Source organism: Lentzea tibetensis, assembly GCF_007845675.1.
Lineage (GTDB): Bacteria > Actinomycetota > Actinomycetes > Mycobacteriales > Pseudonocardiaceae > Lentzea > Lentzea tibetensis.
Genome location: NZ_VOBR01000010.1, coordinates 77,552 through 97,356 on the forward strand (window position 1 = coordinate 77,552; position 19,805 = coordinate 97,356).

Consider the following 19,805-nt stretch of genomic DNA (forward strand, 5'->3'; position numbering starts at 1 on the left):
TTCCGTGACGGGCAAGTCGCGCATCCTGCTGGACGCGTTGCTCGAGGGTCCCAAGTCGATGGCGGAGCTCGGCGAGCTGCTCGACACGCAGTACGTCGCGACCTACGTCCTGCGGCTGCGCAAGGCGCTGGGTGAGCCGGGACTCGTGCACACGACGTTCACCGGCTACCGGCTGGAGCTGCCGCCACGTCCGGCGCCGGTGTTCCAGCTGCCCGCGCCCGTCGGTGGTTTCGTCGGCCGGGCCGACGAGATCTCCTGGCTGTCGGCGGGTCTGCCGGGGACGGTGCTGATCAGCGGTCCACCCGGTATCGGCAAGACGGCGCTGGCCACGTCCGTCGGACACGAGGTGCGCTCGCGGTTCCCCGGCGGCCAGCTCTACGTGAACCTCCGCGGCTACTCGCCAGAGCCACCGCTGTCGCCTTCCGTCGTGCTGTCCCGGTTCCTGCGGTCGCTGGGTGTCGAGCGGGTGCCGGACGACCTGGCCGGTGAGTTCCGCAAGCTGCTGCGGGACAGTCGGATCCTGGTCGTGCTGGACAACGCCGCGTCGGTCGAGCAGGTCACGCCGCTGCTGCCGCTGGACCCGACGTGCGGTGTGCTGATCACCAGCCGGTCGTCGCTGGCGCTCGACGCCGCCGAGGTCAGGCTCGGCACGTTGCATCCGGACGAGGCCGAGTCGCTGCTCGGCTCACTCGGGTCCGGTGCGCCGATCCAGCGGCTCGCCGAGTGGTGCGGGTACTACCCGCTGGCCTTGCGGATCGCGGCGGGCAACCTGGTCGACCGTCCGGACGTGGCCGCTTCGGTGGACGACCTGCTGGCGTCCGACCGGATGGCGCTCGCCGTCGATGACGACGCCGAGGTGCGCCGCACGTTCGACCTGTCGTTCGCGGCCCTGTCCCCCGCTGACGCATCGCTCTTCGGGCTGCTGGGTGCGGTGCCCGGTCAGGACTTCAGTCTCGACGGCGCGGCGGCGCTGGCCGGTGGTCCGGTGTCGCTCGACCGGCTGGTGTCGGCGAACCTGGTGCAGCAGGCCGGTGCCCGGTACTCGATGCACGACCTGCTGCGCGAGTACGCGCTGGAGCGCGCCGGCGACGTGTCCGTTGCGCGGCAACGCTTGTTCTCGTGGTACCTGACGCACGCCCAGACCGTCAGCGCGGCCCTGTACCCCGAAGCGGCCGTGCTGCCGCCCACCGGCCTGCCGTCGGTGGACGCCGCGCTGACGTGGATCAACGCCGAACGGTCGAACGTGCTGGCGGCGGCCGAGGACTGCGCCCGCAACGGCCCGGCGGCGTGGTCGTGGCAACTGGTGGACGCGGTCGGCGGCTTCTTCGGCGCGCAGGCGAACGGCGTCGAGTACCTGTCGGCGGCGTCTCTCGCGTTGGCCGCGGCCAGGTCCGTCGGTGACCGCGCGGCCGAGGCGCTCATGGTGGTGCGCATAGCGTCCGCCTACCGCAACCGCGGCGAGCTGCGCCGCGCACTGGACATGTTCGACGGCGTGCCGCTGGACTGCGGCGACCCGTGGGTGCCGAGCATGCGCGGCACCCTGCAGCTGGAGCTGGGTGATCTGGCGGCGGCGCGCGAGTCGTTCAACGCCGTGCTGGCACTGGGCGATCTGCCCCAGGTGCGAATCAGCGGCCTGTACGGCCTCAGCACCCTGGCGGTGCTGGCAGGTGACTTCACCGGTGCCGCCGAGATGCTGCGTTCCGGCGTCTCGCTGGCACGCGCGCACGACCTGGCGAACCTGGAGGCGACGTGCCTGACCTTCCTGGCCCTCTGCCACGCCGAGTGGGCTGAACACGCACACGCGATCTCCCTGCTGCGCAGGGCGTTGGAGCTGCGCGGCGAGCGCGGCACACCCCACCTGCGCACAGGTGTGCTGACGTACCTGGCCGTGGTGCTGAGCCAGGCCGGTCATGTCGACGAGGCCCGCTCGACGGTGACCGAAGCGCTGGACGCCTTGCCGTCACTGGGCGGCGCGACGCGCATCGAGTCGATGGTGCACCACGCGCACGGCGTGGTGCTCGACGCACTGGGCCTGGAATCCCGTGCGGCCTACTCGCTGGCACTGGAGCTGGCGGTGGCCGCGTCGTCCCCCTACGACGAGATGCGCGCCCGCCTGGGCCTGGGTGATCTGTCGGGCGCGTGGACGCTGGCCGCGCGGCACGGCTACTTCATCCGGATTCCGGGAACAGCCAGCCGAGAGCAGTAGCGTCACGCCCGTGCACCAGGTCTTCGAAGATCGTGCACCGCGCGTAGAACTCGACCCGCTCGACGAGGACGCCCGGACATGCGTCGAGCGCGGCGGGCCCGAGGTCCCGGTACAGCAGGCCGTAGTCGTACGCGGGATCGCAGATGGCCGCGTCGGTCCAGTCGATGATGCCGGTGATCTCGCCGTCCTGCGTGAGCACGTGCTCGGCGCCGAGGTCGTTGTGCGAGAACACCAGCTCGGTGGCCGGTTCGGGGAGCGCCTGGTTCTTCAGCTGCTCGGCGAGCTCGTGGTATCCCAGCTGCTCGGCGTACGTCACTGCCTCGTCGCGCCACTCGGTGAGCGGCTGGTGGTCGATCTCGACGAGGTCTTCGACGTCCTCGGTGTTCATCGCGTGCAGGGTGGCGAGGAAGTCTGCGAGCGTGTCCAGGAGTCGCGTGTCGCCGTTGAGCGGTGTGCCGGGCAGCTTCGGGTACGCCATGCACCGCTCGTCGGCGTAGATCGGTTCGGGTACGGGCAGCGGCGAGATGTCCTTGAGCAGTTTGAGCAGTTCGACTTCGTTGCCCATGCCTCGCTTGCTGCACCGGACGACGAGCATCCCGTTGACCTCGTAGGCGACGTTGTCGAGTCCTTCGCCGAGCAGCTCGACCGAGAACAGTTCGTGCACACCGCAATACTGCCCTGACGCGCTGTGCCGTGTTCGGGCTTCGCCCGACACGAGGCGTCCCTCCGGGCCGCGTCGTACCGAGGAATCTGCCGCGGCGATGCGGTGGTCCGATCCGCCACTCGCCTTTCGCGGTTCTGGTTGCACCGGATCCGTGGCTGCTGGCCGGCGCTCACCTCTTCGTCCTTTTTTCAGAAGGGTGGAATGTCGGCAAAGCCTGCCAATACCGGCTCTGGTTCGGTGACATATGTCTTTCCCGCTGGGCTTCGGTGGACGAACCTGCCTGGTGATGGCTGTGTGACCACCCAGTCCGATTCGTGCTTCAACCGGTGGTGGCGTTTGCAATACGCACCGCAGTTGTCCACGGACGTCGCACCCTCGGGGAATGGGGTCGTGTGGTCGATTTCGCAGCGCTGCGCCTGCCGCATACACCCCGGGAATCGACACGTCTTGTCACGCGCCCAGATCGACTTCCGCAGCGCGGCCGGAGGCTTGTAGGTGATCCGCCCGAAGTCCAGCAACTTCCCGTCCACCGGATCGGTCAACAACCGGCTCCACGTCGCATCACCCGCGAGTTCGCGGGCGAGTGACGCGCTGATCGGCCCGTACCCGGCGAGCTCGGCGGCCTCCTCGTCCAGCCCCATGAGGGTTGTGGCCGACACCGTCACATAGAGGTTGACCTTGACGCTGCTCGACCCGTCCGGCGTCGCCAACAGCAGATCCGCCACCACGTCCGCGCGTCGCTGGTTCAACGTGCGGGTGTCACCCGGTGTCTTTGCCCGCCTGGCCAGCACATCCACCCGATGCGCGATCGCGGTGCCCTGCTCCGCGGGCAGCATCGCGGACAACTGGGCCATCTCATCCTCGAGCGGCTCGAACCACGCCACGCGTTGCGCCCGCTTCTCCGCCCTGCGCTCTTCCCAGCCCTGTGGGTCGACCTTCATCACGAGCCGCCGAGCCCGCGCCCTCATCTGCTGACCCGTCTGCCCCGCAGCCTTACCCAACACCCGCTCCTCCACCTCACGGACCTGCTCATCCGAGAGCGGCTTGGTCAGATCATTCAAGGTACGAGCCTTGTACAGGTCGATCTCACCGCGCTGCAACGCATCGACCGTCTCCGGCAACCTGGTCACCAAATCCTCGGCGAGCGCCAACTGACTCGCCGCCCACCCCGACGTCCACTTCATCCACGCCGCAACCTCATCAGCCGCGAACTCATCCCGCCGCCGCGACTGAGCAAACTCAGCCAACGCCCGCACCATACGAGCCTGCCAATAATCGATCCCCCGCTGACACTCCCGAATGGAGTCCAGCGCCCCCACCTCACCCATGCCGCCAATATTACCGCAGCACGGACCTGCCAAATTAACTCGACTCAGTGAAAAATAGAAAATGATCAAGCGAGACCACAAACCAACTACCACACATCCCGAGCAACCAAGACCGCGAAACAAGAGCAGGGAACGGAACCCACCACCCAAACCGCGGCAGATTACTCAGTACGACGGGTTTTCGATGACGGAGTCTTCGAAAACCCGTCGTGTCGGGCGAAGCCCGTCAACCCCACGCGCAACCTAGTCGCAGCGAGCCCGGAACAACGCCGACCGCCCCACCATCTCCACCTCGAACGTGCTGAAGTGCTGCCCAAGCGCCTCCCGCAACCCGGACACCGTGTCGGACAGGTTGCTCCAGATCCCCCGCCGGTTGTAGCTGCGCAAAATCGCCCGCCCCAACAAGTTCTGATCCGGCGAAGCACCGGGCACGGTGGACCCGAACAACCAGGCCCCAGGCCGCATCACCGCACGCAGGTTGGCGAACACGACACCCTTGTCGGCGAACGACCCCGGCAGGCAGTGCAGCAGGCAGTTGAGCCCGATCGACCCGAACGGCCCGGCAGGCAGGTCGGCGAGCGACAACACGTTGCCCTGCACCAAGGTCGGTGAAAACGAACGCAACCGCCGCCCGGCCACTCGCAGCGAGTTGGGGTTCATGTCGAACAACGTCAGCCGCGACACCGGCACCCGCCGCAGGAAGTACCCGGTACCGACGCCGACGTCGAGGTGGTCCGCGGACATCATCGACGAGTACAGCGACAAGATCCGTGACGACGGGCAGCGCCACGCGAGCGGCTGGGAGAGTCGGAGCACGGCCGTGTCGTAGACGGCCAGGATCGTGGGCGTGTAGACGGCTTGGCCGGGCATCGGATCCAGCACAGCGGGCTCCCTCAGCAGAGGTCGTAGGGCTTCAAGGTGGGGAACAGGGAACTGATCAGCTGGCGGCGGCTGTTCACCGACAGCGCGGTGAAGACGGGCTTCAGGTGGTCCTGCACGGTGTGCGGCGAGATCTTCAGCTCGGCCGCGATCTCGGCGGACGTCATGCCGCGCAACACTCGCAGGGTCACCTGCACCGCGCGGGGTGTCGCGCCGCGGGCGGCCAGCAGGATCGGTGCCACCTGCAACGGGCGCGCGGCCTGCAGGGACACGGTCACGCACCGCCTGCCGACGCCGTGCTGCACGGTTCCGTGCACCTGCAGCCAGCCGAGGTTCTCGTCCGGCAGCAGCATCACGCCGCGCCTGCTGCCGCGCAGCAGGCCCGCGCACAACGGGCGCAGTGCGATCGGCAGCAGCGGGTTGTCCGGACACCGTTGCGCGCCACCGAAGTCCAGCAGTTCGCGGCCCTGGTCGTTGATCGAGTCGACCGAGCCGTCGAAGCCGAGGTTGATCACGCCCAGGTGGTCGGACGGCACCCGGCCGACCGGGATGCGCAGGGCGCGGCGCATCAGCTCGGCCGTGAGGTCCCCGGCCATCCGCCGGAACGCGGTCTCCTCGGAACGGGAGAACGACACCGCGCGCCGGTACAGGGCCATCCGCCCCCAGCACACACCCTGAGCCGTCAGCAGCATGCCCAGTTCGTGCGGGAAACCGAAGGGCCGCAACGAGTCTCCGAGAGCCAGCGTCTCCCACGGGCACGGCAGGCCGGACGACCAGCCGCCGTCGACCAACCCGCTGAACGGATCGGTCGTACCCAGGAAGGCGCCGTCGCACTCGACCGGCAAGGAGGACACGACCGACCCGAGCACCACCGGCTCGGCCAGCGCGGTCATGCCGCACCGTCCCAGCATTGTTGGGATTGTTCGTTGTACCCCAAGGGAAATAGCTTCGTAGCATGCAGCACTACACGGTCGGTGGACAGGACCACATCGCCGAGGCGGGCCCCGAGGAGCACGACCTCGACCGGTGGACGAGCGCGCTCGCGGGCATCGAGACGAAGCTCCCGACACCGGAGTACCTGCTGGGCGAGGACCCGTTGCGGCACGCGCTGCTCGCCGAGTTCGCGTTCCAGGCCATCGCGGAGGACAAGGCGACGCGCGCGATCACCGCGCTGGTCGCCGAGGCGCCGGACAGCGAGACGCTCGAGTTCTACGCGAGCCAGCTCGTCGACGAGGCACGCCACCGCCGCATGTACCGCGAGCACATCCGTGATCTCGGCGTGCCAGCCGAGCAGCTGGACCAGGTGATCAACCAGTACGCGGAGGCGACCGCCGAGCTGGTGCTCGCGCCGATCGAGCGGTACGGGCTGGAGATGATGGCCCAGCACCAGGACTTCTACCGCGGCGTCCTCGTCGTGACCGTGCTCGTCGAGGGCGTCGTCGCGCCGATCACCGAGCTCAGCGAGCGGAAGTGGCGGCCGCTCGACCCCGAGGCCGGGCGGATCCAGCGGGTCGCCAACCGCGACGAGACGCGGCACCTCGCGGTCGGCGGCACGATCATCCACCGGTACCTCAAGGACAATCCCGACAAGCGCGAAGGCCTGCTGGACGTCGTGCACGCCGGCCGCGAACTGTGGGACAGCGTCCCGATGGAAGGCCTGCAGCTCATGATGGAGCAGGTGTTCCAGCAGGGCATGGAACTGCACCGGGACCTCGTCGGCGGCCACGAGATCTGGCCGGGTCGCCGGATGATCGACACGACCCCCGAGGAACGCACCGCGATGGCGAGCCGGTGGGTGCGGCAGATCCAGGAGGAACGCCTGGAGTACATGATGCTCAGCGACCGATGACGGGCATCCGCCGCGCCCCTCGCAGCACGAACGAGTTGTACCACTCGACGTCGCCTGCCAGCTCCAGCGAACCGAAGTGCGAGAACACGGACCGGAGCATGATCTCGCCCTCCATCCTGGCGAGCGCGGCACCGAGGCAGAAATGGGGCCCCGCGGCGAAAGCGACGTGATCACCGCTGTTGCGCCGGGTGATGTCGAACCGGCCGGGCGACGCGAACACCGCCGGGTCGCGGTTGGCGCCACCGAAGAGCACGAGGATCGGCGTGCCCGCCTTGATGCGATGACCGAACATCGAAACGTCCGTGCGCACGGTCCGCAAAGTGCTCTGCGCGGGCGCGTCGTAGCGCAACGCCTCGTCGACGGCCGCGGCAGCGAGTGAAGGATCAGCGCGCAGCAGAGCGAGTTGGCCGGGATTGCGCACGAACGCGAGAACAGACGTGCCGATGAAGTTCTTGAGGGTTTCGAATCCGGCGAACAACAACAATTCCACGAGGCCGAGAAGCTCTCGGCGCGACTTGACCACGTCACCCGCCGCTCCCTCCCCGACCAACCAGCCGACCAAACCTCTCCCTGGAGTGTGGCAGCGGAAATCTAGGAGATGACCGAAGAAATCCTCGACCTCCTCCAGAACCTCGGTCACATCGGCGGCCTGTCCCACGCTGCGCACACCATCGGCCGCCTCACCGAGAATCGCACCCCATTTCGCGAGCTTCGGGACGTCCGGATCCGGAACACCGAGGAGGTCCGCCATCACCAGCGTCGGGAAAGGAACAGCGAAATTCTCGACGAGATCGAATTCCTCACCAATGGGAAGCCGTCTCACCAGGTCGCGGGCGATCCGGGTCGTCGCCTCCCGGCGCGCCGCAAGCGCTCGCGGGGTGAAGGCACCGGACACCAACCGCCGCAGCCGCGTGTGATCAGGCGCGTCCATACCGATGATGGAGTCGCGGATCGGGTGCAGCACGTGGTCCGGGAACGCCGCGATCGACGTCGCGCCACCGCCCGCCGCGCCGAGCACCGCGCTGCTGGCATCCGGGTGACGCACCAGCGCGGACACCACCTCGTGCGAAGCTGTGGCGTAGAAACCGAGCCTGCTGTGGTAAAAGGGCCCGCGTTCACGAATCTCGTCGTACAGCGGGTAAGGATCCCGCTGCCGTGACGGACGATCCAGTTCCGCGACCAGATCGCCGAATGCCGCAGCGGTTCGCGCGACCATTCGGGTGCCCCACAACGATCCGGCCAGCTTGAGATCCCGCATCCGTTCTCTGATCATTCTCGGACAGTGCTGCTACCCGGTCGGCGAAGTCAACCCCAACAGTTTCGGGATAGCCGACGAATGCGCGCGGAATCTACCTTCGAACGGTGCGCAGCTATCAGACCTTCATCGGTGGTGAAGACCTACCCGCCGAGAACTGGATTCACGTCATCGCCGCTACGGACCTGATGGAGAACCCGCTCGCCGGGCTGCGTCTCAAACGCACCCTGGACCGCGGGCTCTCCACCGAGGACACGGGTGCGGTCGCGGGACGCGTCGCCAGGTCGACGCCGGAGCAGTGGGCGCGGGCCACCGCGGCGGCCCGTGCCGCGCAGCGCGAGTGGGCCCGCCGTCCGCTGGCGGACCGGCTCGACCTGGGCGCGGCGCTCCGCGAGATCGTCCACGACCGGCTCGACGAGTTCGTCGACGTCCTCATCGCCGAGGGCCACCCGCGCCGCCTCGCCGAGTGGGAGGTCGCCGGCGTCCTGCAAGGACTTCAGCCCGAGACCATGACCACGCTCGCCGCGCTGCTGGAACGCGTCGAGCACGTCGGCGGCCGCGAGCTGCGGCTGGTGCGCAAGCCGGACGGCGTCGTCTGCTTGAGCCCGCCGCAGAACGCGGCCGCATCCAACTCGATGCTCGGCGTCAGCACGTTGTTCGCGGGCAACGCGATCGTCGTGAAGGCGCCGCGCAGCTGCCCGCTCGGCGTCGCGTGGGCGTGGCGCGAGCTGGTCGGCGCCGCGTGCGCCGAGGTGAACGCGCCGCCCGGTCTGGTCAACGTCCTCTGCGGCGACCCGGCGCCGATCATGGACCACTGGCTGGACAGCCCCGACGTGGACACCGTCTTCTACTTCGGCGACAGCAGGCGCGGCATGGAGATCGGCAGGCGCTGCGCCGTCGTCGGCAAGAAGTCCCTGCTGGAGCTGGCGGGCAACGACGGGCTCGTCGTGTGGGCCGACGCCGAGCTGGACCTCGCCGCGCGGGCGCTGACCGAGTGCTTCTACGGCTCCAGCCAGATCTGCATGGTGCCCAAGTACGCGGTCGTGCACCCGGACATCGCGGACGACCTGATCGCGCGGGTCGTGAAGATGCTCGACGACGTGCGGCCGGGACTGCCGGACGACCCGGAAGCCCTGCTCACACCGGTGCTGCGGTCCGGTGACTTCTTCAAGCTCATCGAGGAGTCCACCGCGGCGGGCGCCACGCTCGTCGCGGGCGGGCAGCGCACCGACCACACCGGTGAGCTCGACGAGACCGGTGTGTTCCTCCAGCCGACCGTGCTCAGGGTCGACGGCCTGGCCCGCGCCGACGAGCTGCGGGTCGTGCGCGAGGAGACGTTCTTCCCGCTGCTGCCGATCGTCGTCGCCGACACCGGCGATCTCCAGGCGATGATCGACTTCATCGACGCCAACCCGTACGGCCTGCGGAACTCGCTGTGGGCGCAGGACCCCGAGGTGATCGACGAGTTCTGCCGCTCGGTGCACAACGGCGGCCTGCTCAAGATCAACGACTCGCACCTGGGCTTCGCGCCGACCCTGCCGACGCACGGCGGCACCGGACTGACCGGCGGACCGCACGGCGAGGTCAACTTCCCGGCGCTGCGCACGAGCCGGTTGCAGGGCATCAGCATCGCGACCGGCGTCACCCCGCGCGAGAGCATCTTCGACAGCGCGAAGGCCACGTGATGGGGTTCCTCGACCGCGAACGCGAGGCACTCGCGACCGCACTCCCCGGACTCGACGACAAGCTCGTCCACTGCGGACTGACGGCGCTGGAGCAGCCGGTCAACCCCGGACTCGGTCTGTTCTCCGACGCGGGCGGACCGGGTCTGCTGGTGCCCGCCGAGCACGGCGGCACCGGCGCGTCGGCGGTCGACGCGGTGCGCTGCACCAGGGCCATCGGCGCGCGCTCGCCGTCACTCGCGATCGCCGCGACCATGCACAACTTCTCGGTCGCGAGCCTGGTCGCGCTGGCCGAGAGGTCCGACGGCTGCGAGTGGATGCTGATCGACGCCGTCGCGAACGACCGGCTGCTCATGTCGAGCGCGTTCGCCGAGGGCCGGTCGGGCCAGAACATCCTGCGCCCGGCCATGCGCGCCGATCGTCGCGGCGACGCCTGGCTGGTGTCCGGCAGCAAGAAGCCGTGCAGCCTCTCCCGCTCGATGGACCTGCTCACCATGAGCGTCGCGCTCGACGGCGACGCCCTCGGCATCGCCGTGATCCCCGCGAAGCAGCCGGGGATCGCGGTGCGGCCGTTCTGGAACGGGCTCGTGCTGACCGGCGCGGAGAGCGACGAGGTCGTGCTCACCGACGTCGAGGTGCCCGACGAGCTGATGGTCCGCCCGGACGGCGCCGACGACGAGCTCCAGGTCATCGGCATGATCTGGTTCAGCCTGCTGGTCGGCGCGTCCTACCTCGGCGCCGCGTCCGCACTGGCCGCGCGGATGATCGAGGAACGTCGCGGCAGTCCGGACACGAGGGCCGAGGTGTGCTGGTCGCTCGACACCGCGATGTTCGCGCTGGAACGCGTGGCCGCGCAACTGGACCGGGGCGAGCACGACCTGGCGTCCGCGCTCTCCGCGCGGTACGGCACGCAGCAGGTGATCAGCCGGGTGACGCCGACCGCGGTGGAAGCGTTGGGCGGCATGGCCTTCATCGGCTCCCCCGAGGTCGCCTACCTCGCCGCGGCCACGCACGCGGTCGCGTTCCACCCGCCGTCGCGGACGTCGCTCGCCGGGGCGTTCGACACGTACTTCGCAGGGGGCGCGCTGTGTCTGGGCTGACAGTGTTGGACGGCACGACCTTCAACGGCTCACCCGAGGTCGCGTACGCGCGGGAGGCACTGTGTCTGGGTTAACGTTGTTCGAGCGGCACCTGAGCTCCGCGCGCGCCGCGATGTCGCGGATGTTCGACGACCACGAGGAGGTGCGCTCGGAGGGCGCGCTCGTGTGGGCCGCGGACGGCACGGAGTTCCTGAACTGCGCGGGGTACGGCGTGTTCCTGCTCGGCGCCCGCCACCCGCGCGTCGCGCAGGCGGTGATCGACCAGGTGGTCAGGCACCCGCTCTCCACCCGCATCCTGCTGGAGCCCACCAGCGCGCACGCCGCGTCGGTCCTCGCGGACGTCTGCCCGCCCGGACTGTCCAAAGTGCACTTCGCGGGCTCCGGCGCCGAAGCCACCGAGGCCGCGATCAAACTAGCGAGGGCGCACGGCATCCGGCGCCTGGTCAGCTGCACCAACGGGTACCACGGCAAGACGCTGGGCGCCTTGAGCGTCACCGCGAGGGACGTCTACCAAGCACCGTTCCGCCCCCTGCTGCCGGACGTGGTCACCGTGCCGTTCGGTGACGTGGTCGCGCTCGCGGACGTGCTGTCCGACGGCGTGCCGTCGTGCTTCATCGTCGAACCCGTGCAGGGCGAGGGCGGCGTGATCGTCCCGCCGTCCAGCTACCTCAGCGACGTCGAACGGTTGTGCCGCGAGCACGGCGCGTTCCTCGTGGTCGACGAGATCCTCACCGGGCTCGGCAGGCTGGGCCGCTGGTGGGGCTGCGGCGACGTGACGCCGGACGTCCTGCTGGTGGGCAAGGCGTTGAGCGGCGGCATCGTGCCGGTGTCCGCGGCCGTGTGCACGCCCGAGGCGTACCTGCCGTTCGACAAGGACCCGTTCCTGCACACCTCGACGTTCGCCGCCGCGCCGATCGCGGTCGCCGCCGCGCGGGCCGCCGTCGAGGCGATCATCGTGGACGACCTGGTCCCGCGCGCCGCGGCCATCGGCTCGTTCCTGCTCAAGTCGTTGCGGGACAGCGCGAACCGGCACTGCCCGGACGTCGTGCGCGACGTGCGCGGCGAGGGCCTGCTGATCGGCGTCGAGCTGGTCGACGCGGGGTTCACCGGCGAGTTGCTGCTCGCGTTGCTCGACGAGCAGGTGCTGGTCAACCACTCGCTCAACAACTCGGCGGTGCTGCGGCTGACCCCGCCGGCAGTGCTCACCGACGCGCAGGCCTCACGGATCGGTGCCGCGTTCGACGCGGCTTTCGCACAGCTGGCGAGGAGGGTCTGATGCACGCGACCGAGTTCTCGGCGATCGTCACCGGACGCAGCACCGACGAGGTGTTCGACACCGTGGCGGACTTCGCCCGCTACCCCGACCTGGTGGACGCGGTGGTGTCCGTCGAGGTCCTGCCGCCGCAGGAGGACGGCGCGATCCCGTCGCACTGGGAAGTGCTGTTCCGCAAGGGAGTTCTGCGCTGGTCGGAGGAAGACCTGCTGGACCGGGAGAACGGGGTGATCACGTTCACCCAGACCGACGGCGACTTCGACGTGTTCGAAGGGGGCTGGGAGATCACCGCGGCACCCGAAGGCGTCGCGCTGACGTTCCGCGCCAAGTTCGACTTCGGCGTGCCCAGCATGGCGAGCATCATCGACCCGGTCGCCGGTCGCGTCCTGCTGGAGAACCTGGGCCTGATCGTGCGCGGCCTGTTCTCCCCCGACTCGGTCCGGATCACCAGGGCCGAGCACGGGTCACCAGCGCAGGTGTAGCGACTCCAGCCCGCGCAGCGCAGGGTCCGGCCGGAACACCGGCGCCGGCGCGTCCGGGTCCAGCCGCAGGTGCGGGAACCTCCGCGCCAGCATGGGGAACAGGATCTGCCCCTCCATGCGGCCCAGCGCGGCGCCGATGCAGAAGTGGATGCCGGACCCGAACGTCAGGTGCGTGACAGCGGAGGCCCGCCTCAGGTCCAGCCGGTCCGGCTCCTCGTACTGCGCCGGGTCGCGGTTGGCGGCACCGAGCACCGGGAAGATCAGCTCGCCGGCGCGGATGAGCCGTCCGGCGACCTCGATGTCCTCGGTCGCCAGCTGCGGCGTGATGATCGGCGCCGGGCTGTCGTACCGCAGCAGTTCCTCCGCGGCGGTGACCGCGATCGACGGATCCTCGCGCAGCAGCGCGAACTGGTCGGGGTGGCGCAGCAGGGCGAGGGTGCCGTTGCCGATCCAGTTCGCCGTCGTCTCCAGCCCCGCGTTGATCAACGCGATGACGTTGACGATCAGCTCCTCGTCGCTCTCCCACCGCCCGCGCTCGCCGAACAGGTCACCCGTGTCGTCCGCGGCGGCCAGCTGCTCGGACATCAGGTCGTCGCCGGGGTTCGCCCGCTTGACCGCGATCAGCCCGTGCAGGTACTCGACGAGCGAGTCCATGGCGGCGCTGGACAACGCGGCGACCGCGATCGGGTCGTCGCCGAACTGCGCCTCGCCGAGCGTCTTCATGACGTCGACGCCCCACCGCATCAGCTCGGCGTGGTCCGCGCGCGGCACGCCGACGAGGTCCATCACGACCCGCGACGGGAACGGGTAGGCGACCTGCGTCATGAAGTCGCCACCGCGGAAGTCGTCGAGCAGTTCCGCGCACGTCCGCTCGACGACGTCGTGCCGCTGCCGCATGGCGCGCGGCGTGAAGCTGCGGTTCATCAGCTTGCGCAGCCGCGTGTGCGACGGCCGGTTGCTGAACGGCAGGCTGGCGTCCATCCGCCGGATGAACGGGTTCATCGACGCGAGAACGTCCTCCGGCAGCCGGGTCAGCAACGTCTCGGTCGACGGGCGCACCACGGTCGGCCTGCGCAGCACGTCGGTCACCTCGGCGTACCGGGTGAGCACCCAGCCGTCCAGCGCCTCGTCGCGGTAGACCGGGGCGAGGTCCCTGAGCAGGTCGTAGAAGGGGTACGGGTCGGCGAGGAAGTCCGGGTTCATCGGGTTGATGTGGATGGACGCCTCGACGTTGAGCTGCCTCGGCGGCGGTGGCGCGGGGATCTTCGCGATCGCGCCCAGCACCGCGTTCGCCAGTGCCGTGAGCGACGGCGGCACCAGCGCGTTGAAGTGGTCGCCCGGCACGTGCACGACCTCGAGCTCGCCGGTCCTGACGCGCTCCCAGCCGTTCGCCGGGTCGTCGAGGTGCAGCTCGATGTGCCGGTCGTCCTTGAGCACCTGCGGGAAACCGCCGTCGGCCTTGACGAGCGTGATCTTGAGGTCGGACGGCGGCGGCTCGTACCGCACGATCGCCTCCACCTGCGCCTGGTAGACGCGCATGATGTTCGCGATGTGCTCCTCCACCGGCAGGGTGCCGCTCGCACCGAGGAACCGGCCGAGCTGCTCGCGTCGCTCGGCGGGAGACAGCGACTGGTCGACGCGGCGGCGCGGGGCGTCCTCGTCGCGGAACGCGTGCTGCCGGATCGTCCACAGCTCGTCGATGATCGCCATCTCGTCCCACGGCGGCTCGTACTGGCCGGGCACCGCGGGGTAGGAGTCGATCATGATCACGCGCGCCACCTGCTCGCCGCGCGCCCGCAGCTGCCTGCCCACCTCGTACGCGACGATGCCGCCGAACGAGTGTCCGCCGATGACGTACGGGCCGTACGGCTGGATCAGCTTGATCTCGTCGATGTACCGCGCCGCCAGGAGCTCCACCTCGTCGACCGGTTCCTCGGTGCCGTCGAAACCCGGTCCCTGCAGGCCGATGAACGGCTGACCCTGTCCCATCGCGCGGGCCAGCGGCAGCAGGTAGTACGCCGCGCCGACCGCGCCGCCGATGCAGAAGAACGGGCGCTGCGGCGTGAGCGACAGCGCGAGCTTCGGCTGCCGCTGCACGACGACCTCGGGTTCCTCGGCGGAAACCCGTTGCGCGGCCAGGTACTCGGCCATCGCGTCCACTGTGGGCAGTTCGAGGAACAGCGTGTGCGGCACGCGGAAACCCAGCCAGTCCGACAGCGCCGACTGCAGGGTGGCGATCGACAACGACTCCAGGCCGAGCGAGCTCAGCTGCGCGTCCGCGCGGATCGACCGCGGCGGCACCCGCAGCTCCAGCGCGACGTGCTCCAGCAGCCACTCGCGGATCGTCGTCGCGTCGATCTGCGCGCGCCGCGGCGTGCCGTCGCGGAAGAAGCGGTCCACCACGTCACGCGCGTACGCCATGGCGCACTCGACGAGCTCGAACGCCGGGAGGCTGCCCACGTGGTAGGTGTGCCGCTGGCCCTGCAGCAGCTCGATCCGGTCGAGCACGCCGTCGGCCAGCTGCTCCCCCGTGAAGTGCGGCATGAACCTCCACCCGCGCTGCACGTGCGGCGACCGCACCTCGCCACCCATGGCCGCCACGTCGTCGCGCAGCTGCTCGGACACGTCGAGGCCCTCGTAGCCGTCGACGCCGTCCAGCTCGTCGGCGCCGTAGGAGTAGCAGGCGTAGACGTCGCTGTCTTCGTAGCGGTGGTGGAACGACACGCAGTGCCCGGCGTGCTCCGACGACGCGGTGTGCTTCTCCAGCAACGAGAACGCCGAACGCGGCAGGCCGTCGGCCGAGCACATCGTGGTGTAGTAGTCGAGGTAGCGGACCTGGCGCGCGAGGTCGCGTTCCTCCTCGGTCGCGTCCAGCGCGGGCAGCACCTGGTCGATCGGCACGGTCAGCACGAGCGCGTCCGCCTCGATCACCTCGTGGTCCACGCGGATCCGCACGCCGTGCTCGTGGCGTTCGACGTGCTCGACGCGCACCCCGCACCGGACGTCCCGCAGCTGCGCGGCGACGCGGTGCCACAGCGAGCCGAAGCCGCCCTTGATCGTGAAGCTGCCCGCGTGGCCGAGCAGGTCGCGCGTGCTGGAGAGCAGGCCGGTCATCTCGGCGTACTTCACGAAGTACAGCGCGGGGATGTCGCGGTCGAGGTAGCCGTAACCCGCGGCGGTGTAGCCGGTGCCGAGCGACTCGGCCATCTCCTCCAGCCGGTGCTCGCGCAGCCACTCCCCGACCGGCCTGCTGAGCGCCTTCGCCGAGTGCGCCAGTCCGGGTTCACCGATGTGCGGGAACTCCGCGGCGCGCAGCTTGGTGTAGCGCTGGAAGACCTCGCGGGTGAAGAACGCCGAGCTCTGCGGGCGCGACCGCGTGCCGTCGAACACCCGGTGCGGCGTCGTGGGTTCGGTCTCCATGCCCAGCTCGGTGACGAGCTCGGCGAGCCGCTCGTACTTCGTCGTGCAGACGTGGCCGCCGAGGTCGTAGGCGTGGCCGTCGATCTCGACCGACGCGCACTTGCCCGCGATGGTCTTCGCCTGCTCCAGCACGATGACGCGGTGCCCCGCGTTCTCGAGCTCGCGGGCGGTCATCAGGCCGCTGACGCCGGCACCGATCACGCAGATCGTCCTCACACCGACACCCCCTCGACGTACGCTTGGCGGCACGCGCGACGGCGAACCTTGCCGCTGGTGGTCTTGAGCACGAGTCCCTGTCTGCCGACGAGCACGTCGTCGCAGGCGAGCTGGTGCGTGGTGTAGAGCCGCCTGCGGACCGCGTCGGCGATCTCCGCGCGCAGCTCGTCGTCCGCCTTCTTCTCGTTGCACTCCACGAAGATGACGAGCCGTTCGCCGTCGTCGCCGGACACGCTGAACGACGCGAGACCACCGGGCCGGATGCCGGGGTGGCTGTCGCGGACGGCGTCCTCGATGTCCTCGGGGTAGAAGTTGCGGCCGTTGACGATGATCACGTCCTTGTGCCGCCCGGTGATGAACAGCTCGCCTTCGTGCAGGAAGCCGAGGTCACCGGTGCGCAGGTACGGGGTGTCGTCGCCGTCGACTCGGGCGTGGAACGCGCGCCGCGTCTCCTCGTCGAGCCCGTGGTAGCCGAGCGCCTTGGTGCCCGAGCTGACCCACACCTCGCCGACCTGGTCCGGCCCGCACGGCAGCAGGCTCTCCGGGTCGACGATGCGGATGCGGCCGTCCGGCTTGGTCATCCGGCCGCAGCCGACGAGGCGCGTGCCGTTCTCGGTGATCTTCACGTTGCCCGCGCGCAGTGCGACGGGGTCCAGTGACAGCACGAGCTTGCCGCCCATGGAGACGCTCACCGTGTGCTCGGCCAGTCCGTACGCGGGGTAGAAGCTGTCCCGGCGCAGGCCGGTCGGGCCGAACGCGGTGTAGAAGGCGTCCACCGTGGCCGCGCGGATCGGTTCCGCGGCCGACATGACGACGCGGAGTGCGCTGAGGTCCCACTCGGCGCGCTGCGCGGGCGTCGTCTTGCGGACGGCCAGGTCGAACGCGAAGTTCGGCGCCGCGGTGTGCGTGGCTTTCACCCGTGACATCACGTCGAACCAGACGGACGGGTGCTGCAGGAACGTCAACGGTGACAGGACGTAGGTGTGGCCGTTGCCGGCGAGCGTGCTGAGGATGACGCTGATCAGGCCGAGGTCGTGGTACTGCGGCACCCAGAAGACACCGCGCGTGCCGTCGCCGAGGCCCAGGTCGGTGGCGTTGGTGCGGACCTCCTGGCTGAGGTTCCCATGGGTGATCACCACGCCCTTGGGCGCCGAGGTGGAGCCGGAGGTGTACTGCAGGAGCGCGGGTTCGTCGGCGCTGCTGGGCTCGTGCCACTCGAACGGCGCACCGGCCGGCCTGCACCTGTCCGTGCGGTGCCAGCGCAACCGCGGCCACGAGGGCTTGCTCCGGTCGAACAGGCCGGTCACGGCACCGACCGTGCGCGCGCGGTCGTAGGCCGAGTTGGTGAGCACCGCGTGCGGCTCGCTGCTCTCGACGATCCCGTTGAACCCCACCAGGTCCTGCTTGAGGCGCACCGGGTTCGGCGGGTACACGGGCACGGGCACGACGCCGGCGAGCAGGCAGCCGACGAGTGCGCGCACGAAGTCCGGGCCGGGCGGGTAGACGAGCACCGCCCGGTCGCCGGGCTGGAAGCCCCACGCCCGCAGGGACGCCGCGATCGTGGCCGCCGAGTCCGCCAACCCGGCGACGGTGATCGTTTCCTCGTCCCTGCCCCGGTCGTCCACGAACGTGAACATCGGACGGGCGGGCTCGCGGTCGCACAACACCCGGAATGAGGAGAGCAGCGAATTGCTTGTTTTCATCTGAAGCCCGATCCGTCAGACCGTAGAACAACGAGACACAGACGAAAGCAACGTCTGGAGCTTTTGGCACGGCGACGGTAGCAACCGGTTCTGAGCAGTCAAAGCCTCCGCTTCCAGAACGCTCCCGCACTGTTACCGTTCGACCGCTCGGCGCACCGGAAAGCACTGGCCGATGCCAGACAGGAATCTTGACTTCTGCACCGGTGCTCAATCCTCAACTCGGTTGTGGCGTCGAAAGGAATCAACACCCTGTCGATTCGCTGTCAACGCTCTGAACTGCAGATATACAGGTCGCCGTACTCCGAACGGCCCATTCAGCGGATTCGTTTGATTACAAAGCATCAGTTCGATGCGGCCTTGCGGGCATATTGGAATGCGCCGAAATGAGACATCCAATGTCCGTTCAACCGCTCGTCGCTGCACGCCTTCCAATTGAGACGACGAGTGGCCGATGGATACATGCCGAGACGGGCAGCCGACCTCTGGGTGTGATTGCGCAGAAAACTAGTCGCTTGTCAATGTCGGCGAGATGCCTTCCGATTCACGGTGTGGATGCATTTGTCCGCACCGGACGTCGAATGGTCCCAAATAACTCGTTCGGCCCACTCGCCGCCACCGACCGCGTCCCCGGCGCGACGGCTGGGCCGACCGGGTGAAAGAGATCATCGCGCGCGATCATCCGGCGCGAGTGACGAGGGTTCACCCTAGCGAAATCCTGTATGAACCCGAACGACTGATGTTCGAACGTGAACAGCGCGAGAGTGACTACGTACGCGAAGACCTGACGGTTCAAAAGAGGGAAGACGACAGTTCTTTCGGTTACTCCTGATTCAATGCACTCACCATGCGATCTCGGACACACCGAATCGGCCCAATCGAGCCGATCACACGTTCCACCAGGCGGTCCAGTGCTGGCACAAACCGACAAGACGTCGGGCAAAACCGACGCTTCGTCGGTTCTGAGCATTTCCCGCACGTCGGCATATCGGGCGGCCAGTTGAGACAAGGACCTATTGAGACGAATTGCTCGGGCGATTGACCGGCCAGCCTGGTGTCAGGCAACATCATTGCGCTGGACCGATGCGGCCGACCGCTGCCCGATCCGCCGACAATGGTGCGTTTCACGTAGTGGAGAGAATGTCCGCCTTTGTCCTCACCAGCCGCAGCGGTCCACCTGGTGCAGCACGATCGGGAGGCAACCGTGGACCAGGCACTGGACGCCCTGCGTGACCGCCTGGCGGAGATCGTGGCGTCCCCGCCTGAGAACTCCGAAGACCTGGTGGAAACCCTCGCTGGCCTCGCCAAGCTCTCCAACCAGTGGTCCGAGGCGATCCAGGCGCTGCGCGCCCCCACGAGACGCCTGGTCGGCCCCGCTGCCGCCGCGTCCGTGAGCGTGGCCGCGCGCCGTGCCGAGGAGTCGTTCATCGAGCTGGAGATCACTCTCGGTGACGCGTTGGCCGCACAGCCGCGCGTGATCCGGCAGCCCTAGCTCTTTTCCGGCACTGATCAGCCCCCTGCACTCTGGGTGAGCCGTACCCGATCGATCCCGTGCTGAGACACACCCGATCGGAGGTTCCCGGACATCCTCCGGCTGGCGGATGATGCGCCCGATCAAGGTCGTTGAGACGGGCGGGAGGTCGCAACCGTGCGTGGGCGCACCCCAGCTCCCAGTCACCCTCCGTGAGGGTGGATGATCTCGTACCCGATCATCGTCGGCTCCCGAGAATCCTCTCGCCGCGCACGACCGG

The 19,805-nt window shown here is 68.9% G+C and carries 14 protein-coding genes; 7 read left to right on the forward strand and 7 right to left on the reverse strand.

What is annotated here, in order from left to right:
• Positions 1-4: 4 nt before the first annotated feature.
• Positions 5-2,206, forward strand: coding sequence for an ATP-binding protein (locus FKR81_RS17545; protein WP_186763019.1), 2,202 nt, complete (start codon positions 5-7; stop codon positions 2,204-2,206).
• Here FKR81_RS17545 and FKR81_RS43620 read toward each other — a convergent pair.
• The 4 genes from FKR81_RS43620 to FKR81_RS17565 form a co-directional block, all read right to left on the reverse strand.
• A complete protein-coding gene (locus tag FKR81_RS43620; RefSeq protein ID WP_186763020.1) occupies positions 2,169-2,870 on the reverse strand; it encodes a phosphotransferase in 702 nt (233 codons plus the stop codon). The two genes, FKR81_RS17545 and FKR81_RS43620, sit on opposite strands and share 38 nt — an antisense overlap.
• Positions 2,871-3,058: 188 nt before the next feature.
• Positions 3,059-4,198 carry an HNH endonuclease signature motif containing protein gene (locus FKR81_RS17555; RefSeq protein ID WP_186763021.1) on the reverse strand — a complete coding sequence of 380 codons (1,140 nt, stop codon included), beginning with the start codon at positions 4,196-4,198 and terminating at the stop codon, positions 3,059-3,061.
• Positions 4,199-4,441: 243 nt separating this feature from the next.
• Positions 4,442-5,080, reverse strand: coding sequence for a class I SAM-dependent methyltransferase (locus FKR81_RS17560; protein ID WP_222598296.1), 639 nt, complete (start codon positions 5,078-5,080; stop codon positions 4,442-4,444).
• A gap of 11 nt (positions 5,081-5,091) precedes the next feature.
• Positions 5,092-5,988 carry a helix-turn-helix transcriptional regulator gene (locus FKR81_RS17565; protein ID WP_146353141.1) on the reverse strand — a complete coding sequence of 299 codons (897 nt, stop codon included), beginning with the start codon at positions 5,986-5,988 and terminating at the stop codon, positions 5,092-5,094.
• 44 nt (positions 5,989-6,032) lie between these two features.
• Here FKR81_RS17565 and FKR81_RS17570 point away from each other — a divergent pair, with 44 nt between their 5' ends.
• Positions 6,033-6,926 (forward strand): VlmB-like protein, encoded by an 894-nt coding sequence (locus FKR81_RS17570; RefSeq protein ID WP_146353142.1) that lies wholly within the window; start codon positions 6,033-6,035, stop codon positions 6,924-6,926.
• Here the strand turns inward: FKR81_RS17570 and FKR81_RS17575 are convergent.
• The gene (locus tag FKR81_RS17575; RefSeq protein WP_146353143.1) at positions 6,913-8,199 is read right to left on the reverse strand and encodes a cytochrome P450; all 1,287 of its coding nucleotides are present in this window, start codon (positions 8,197-8,199) and stop codon (positions 6,913-6,915) included. The two genes, FKR81_RS17570 and FKR81_RS17575, sit on opposite strands and share 14 nt — an antisense overlap.
• Before the next feature lie 89 nt (positions 8,200-8,288).
• Between FKR81_RS17575 and FKR81_RS17580 the strand changes: the two genes are divergently transcribed.
• The 4 genes from FKR81_RS17580 to FKR81_RS17595 all read left to right on the forward strand — a co-directional run bounded on the left by FKR81_RS17580 (position 8,289) and on the right by FKR81_RS17595 (position 12,718).
• Positions 8,289-9,866, forward strand: coding sequence for an aldehyde dehydrogenase family protein (locus FKR81_RS17580; protein WP_235921611.1), 1,578 nt, complete (start codon positions 8,289-8,291; stop codon positions 9,864-9,866).
• The gene (locus FKR81_RS17585) at positions 9,866-10,963 is read left to right on the forward strand and encodes an acyl-CoA dehydrogenase family protein (RefSeq protein ID WP_146353144.1); all 1,098 of its coding nucleotides are present in this window, start codon (positions 9,866-9,868) and stop codon (positions 10,961-10,963) included. Before FKR81_RS17580 ends, FKR81_RS17585 begins: the two co-directional genes overlap by 1 nt.
• Before the next feature lie 61 nt (positions 10,964-11,024).
• Complete coding sequence (locus FKR81_RS17590; RefSeq protein ID WP_235921612.1) at positions 11,025-12,239, forward strand: aspartate aminotransferase family protein; 1,215 nt, start codon at positions 11,025-11,027, stop codon at positions 12,237-12,239.
• Positions 12,239-12,718 carry a type II toxin-antitoxin system RatA family toxin gene (locus tag FKR81_RS17595; protein WP_146353145.1) on the forward strand — a complete coding sequence of 160 codons (480 nt, stop codon included), beginning with the start codon at positions 12,239-12,241 and terminating at the stop codon, positions 12,716-12,718. The genes FKR81_RS17590 and FKR81_RS17595 overlap by 1 nt, the downstream gene beginning before the upstream one ends.
• Here the strand turns inward: FKR81_RS17595 and FKR81_RS17600 are convergent.
• Both FKR81_RS17600 and FKR81_RS17605 read right to left on the reverse strand, forming a co-directional pair.
• Positions 12,701-16,354 carry a cytochrome P450 gene (locus FKR81_RS17600; protein WP_146353146.1) on the reverse strand — a complete coding sequence of 1,218 codons (3,654 nt, stop codon included), beginning with the start codon at positions 16,352-16,354 and terminating at the stop codon, positions 12,701-12,703. The two genes, FKR81_RS17595 and FKR81_RS17600, sit on opposite strands and share 18 nt — an antisense overlap.
• Positions 16,351-18,057, reverse strand: coding sequence for a fatty acyl-AMP ligase (locus FKR81_RS17605; RefSeq protein WP_146353147.1), 1,707 nt, complete (start codon positions 18,055-18,057; stop codon positions 16,351-16,353). The genes FKR81_RS17600 and FKR81_RS17605 overlap by 4 nt, the downstream gene beginning before the upstream one ends.
• 1,201 nt (positions 18,058-19,258) lie before the next feature.
• On the opposite strand from FKR81_RS17605, the gene FKR81_RS17610 reads away from it, so the two are divergent.
• Entirely contained in the window at positions 19,259-19,546 is a 288-nt protein-coding gene (locus FKR81_RS17610) for a hypothetical protein (RefSeq protein ID WP_146353148.1), read from the forward strand.
• The last annotated feature ends 259 nt before the right edge of the window (positions 19,547-19,805 follow it).

Bases quoted from the DNA above. Each gene is read 5' to 3' on its own strand.
- FKR81_RS17555 (WP_186763021.1), bottom strand. From the start codon at position 4,198: ATGGGTGAGGTGGGGGCGCTGGACTCCATTCGGGAGTGTCAGCGGGGG.
- FKR81_RS17565 (WP_146353141.1), bottom strand. From the start codon at position 5,988: ATGCTGGGACGGTGCGGCATGACCGCGCTGGCCGAGCCGGTGGTGCTC.
- FKR81_RS17570 (WP_146353142.1), top strand. From the start codon at position 6,033: ATGCAGCACTACACGGTCGGTGGACAGGACCACATCGCCGAGGCGGGC.
- FKR81_RS17575 (WP_146353143.1), bottom strand. From the start codon at position 8,199: ATGATCAGAGAACGGATGCGGGATCTCAAGCTGGCCGGATCGTTGTGG.
- FKR81_RS17585 (WP_146353144.1), top strand. From the start codon at position 9,866: ATGGGGTTCCTCGACCGCGAACGCGAGGCACTCGCGACCGCACTCCCC.
- FKR81_RS17595 (WP_146353145.1), top strand. From the start codon at position 12,239: ATGCACGCGACCGAGTTCTCGGCGATCGTCACCGGACGCAGCACCGAC.
- FKR81_RS17605 (WP_146353147.1), bottom strand. From the start codon at position 18,057: ATGAAAACAAGCAATTCGCTGCTCTCCTCATTCCGGGTGTTGTGCGAC.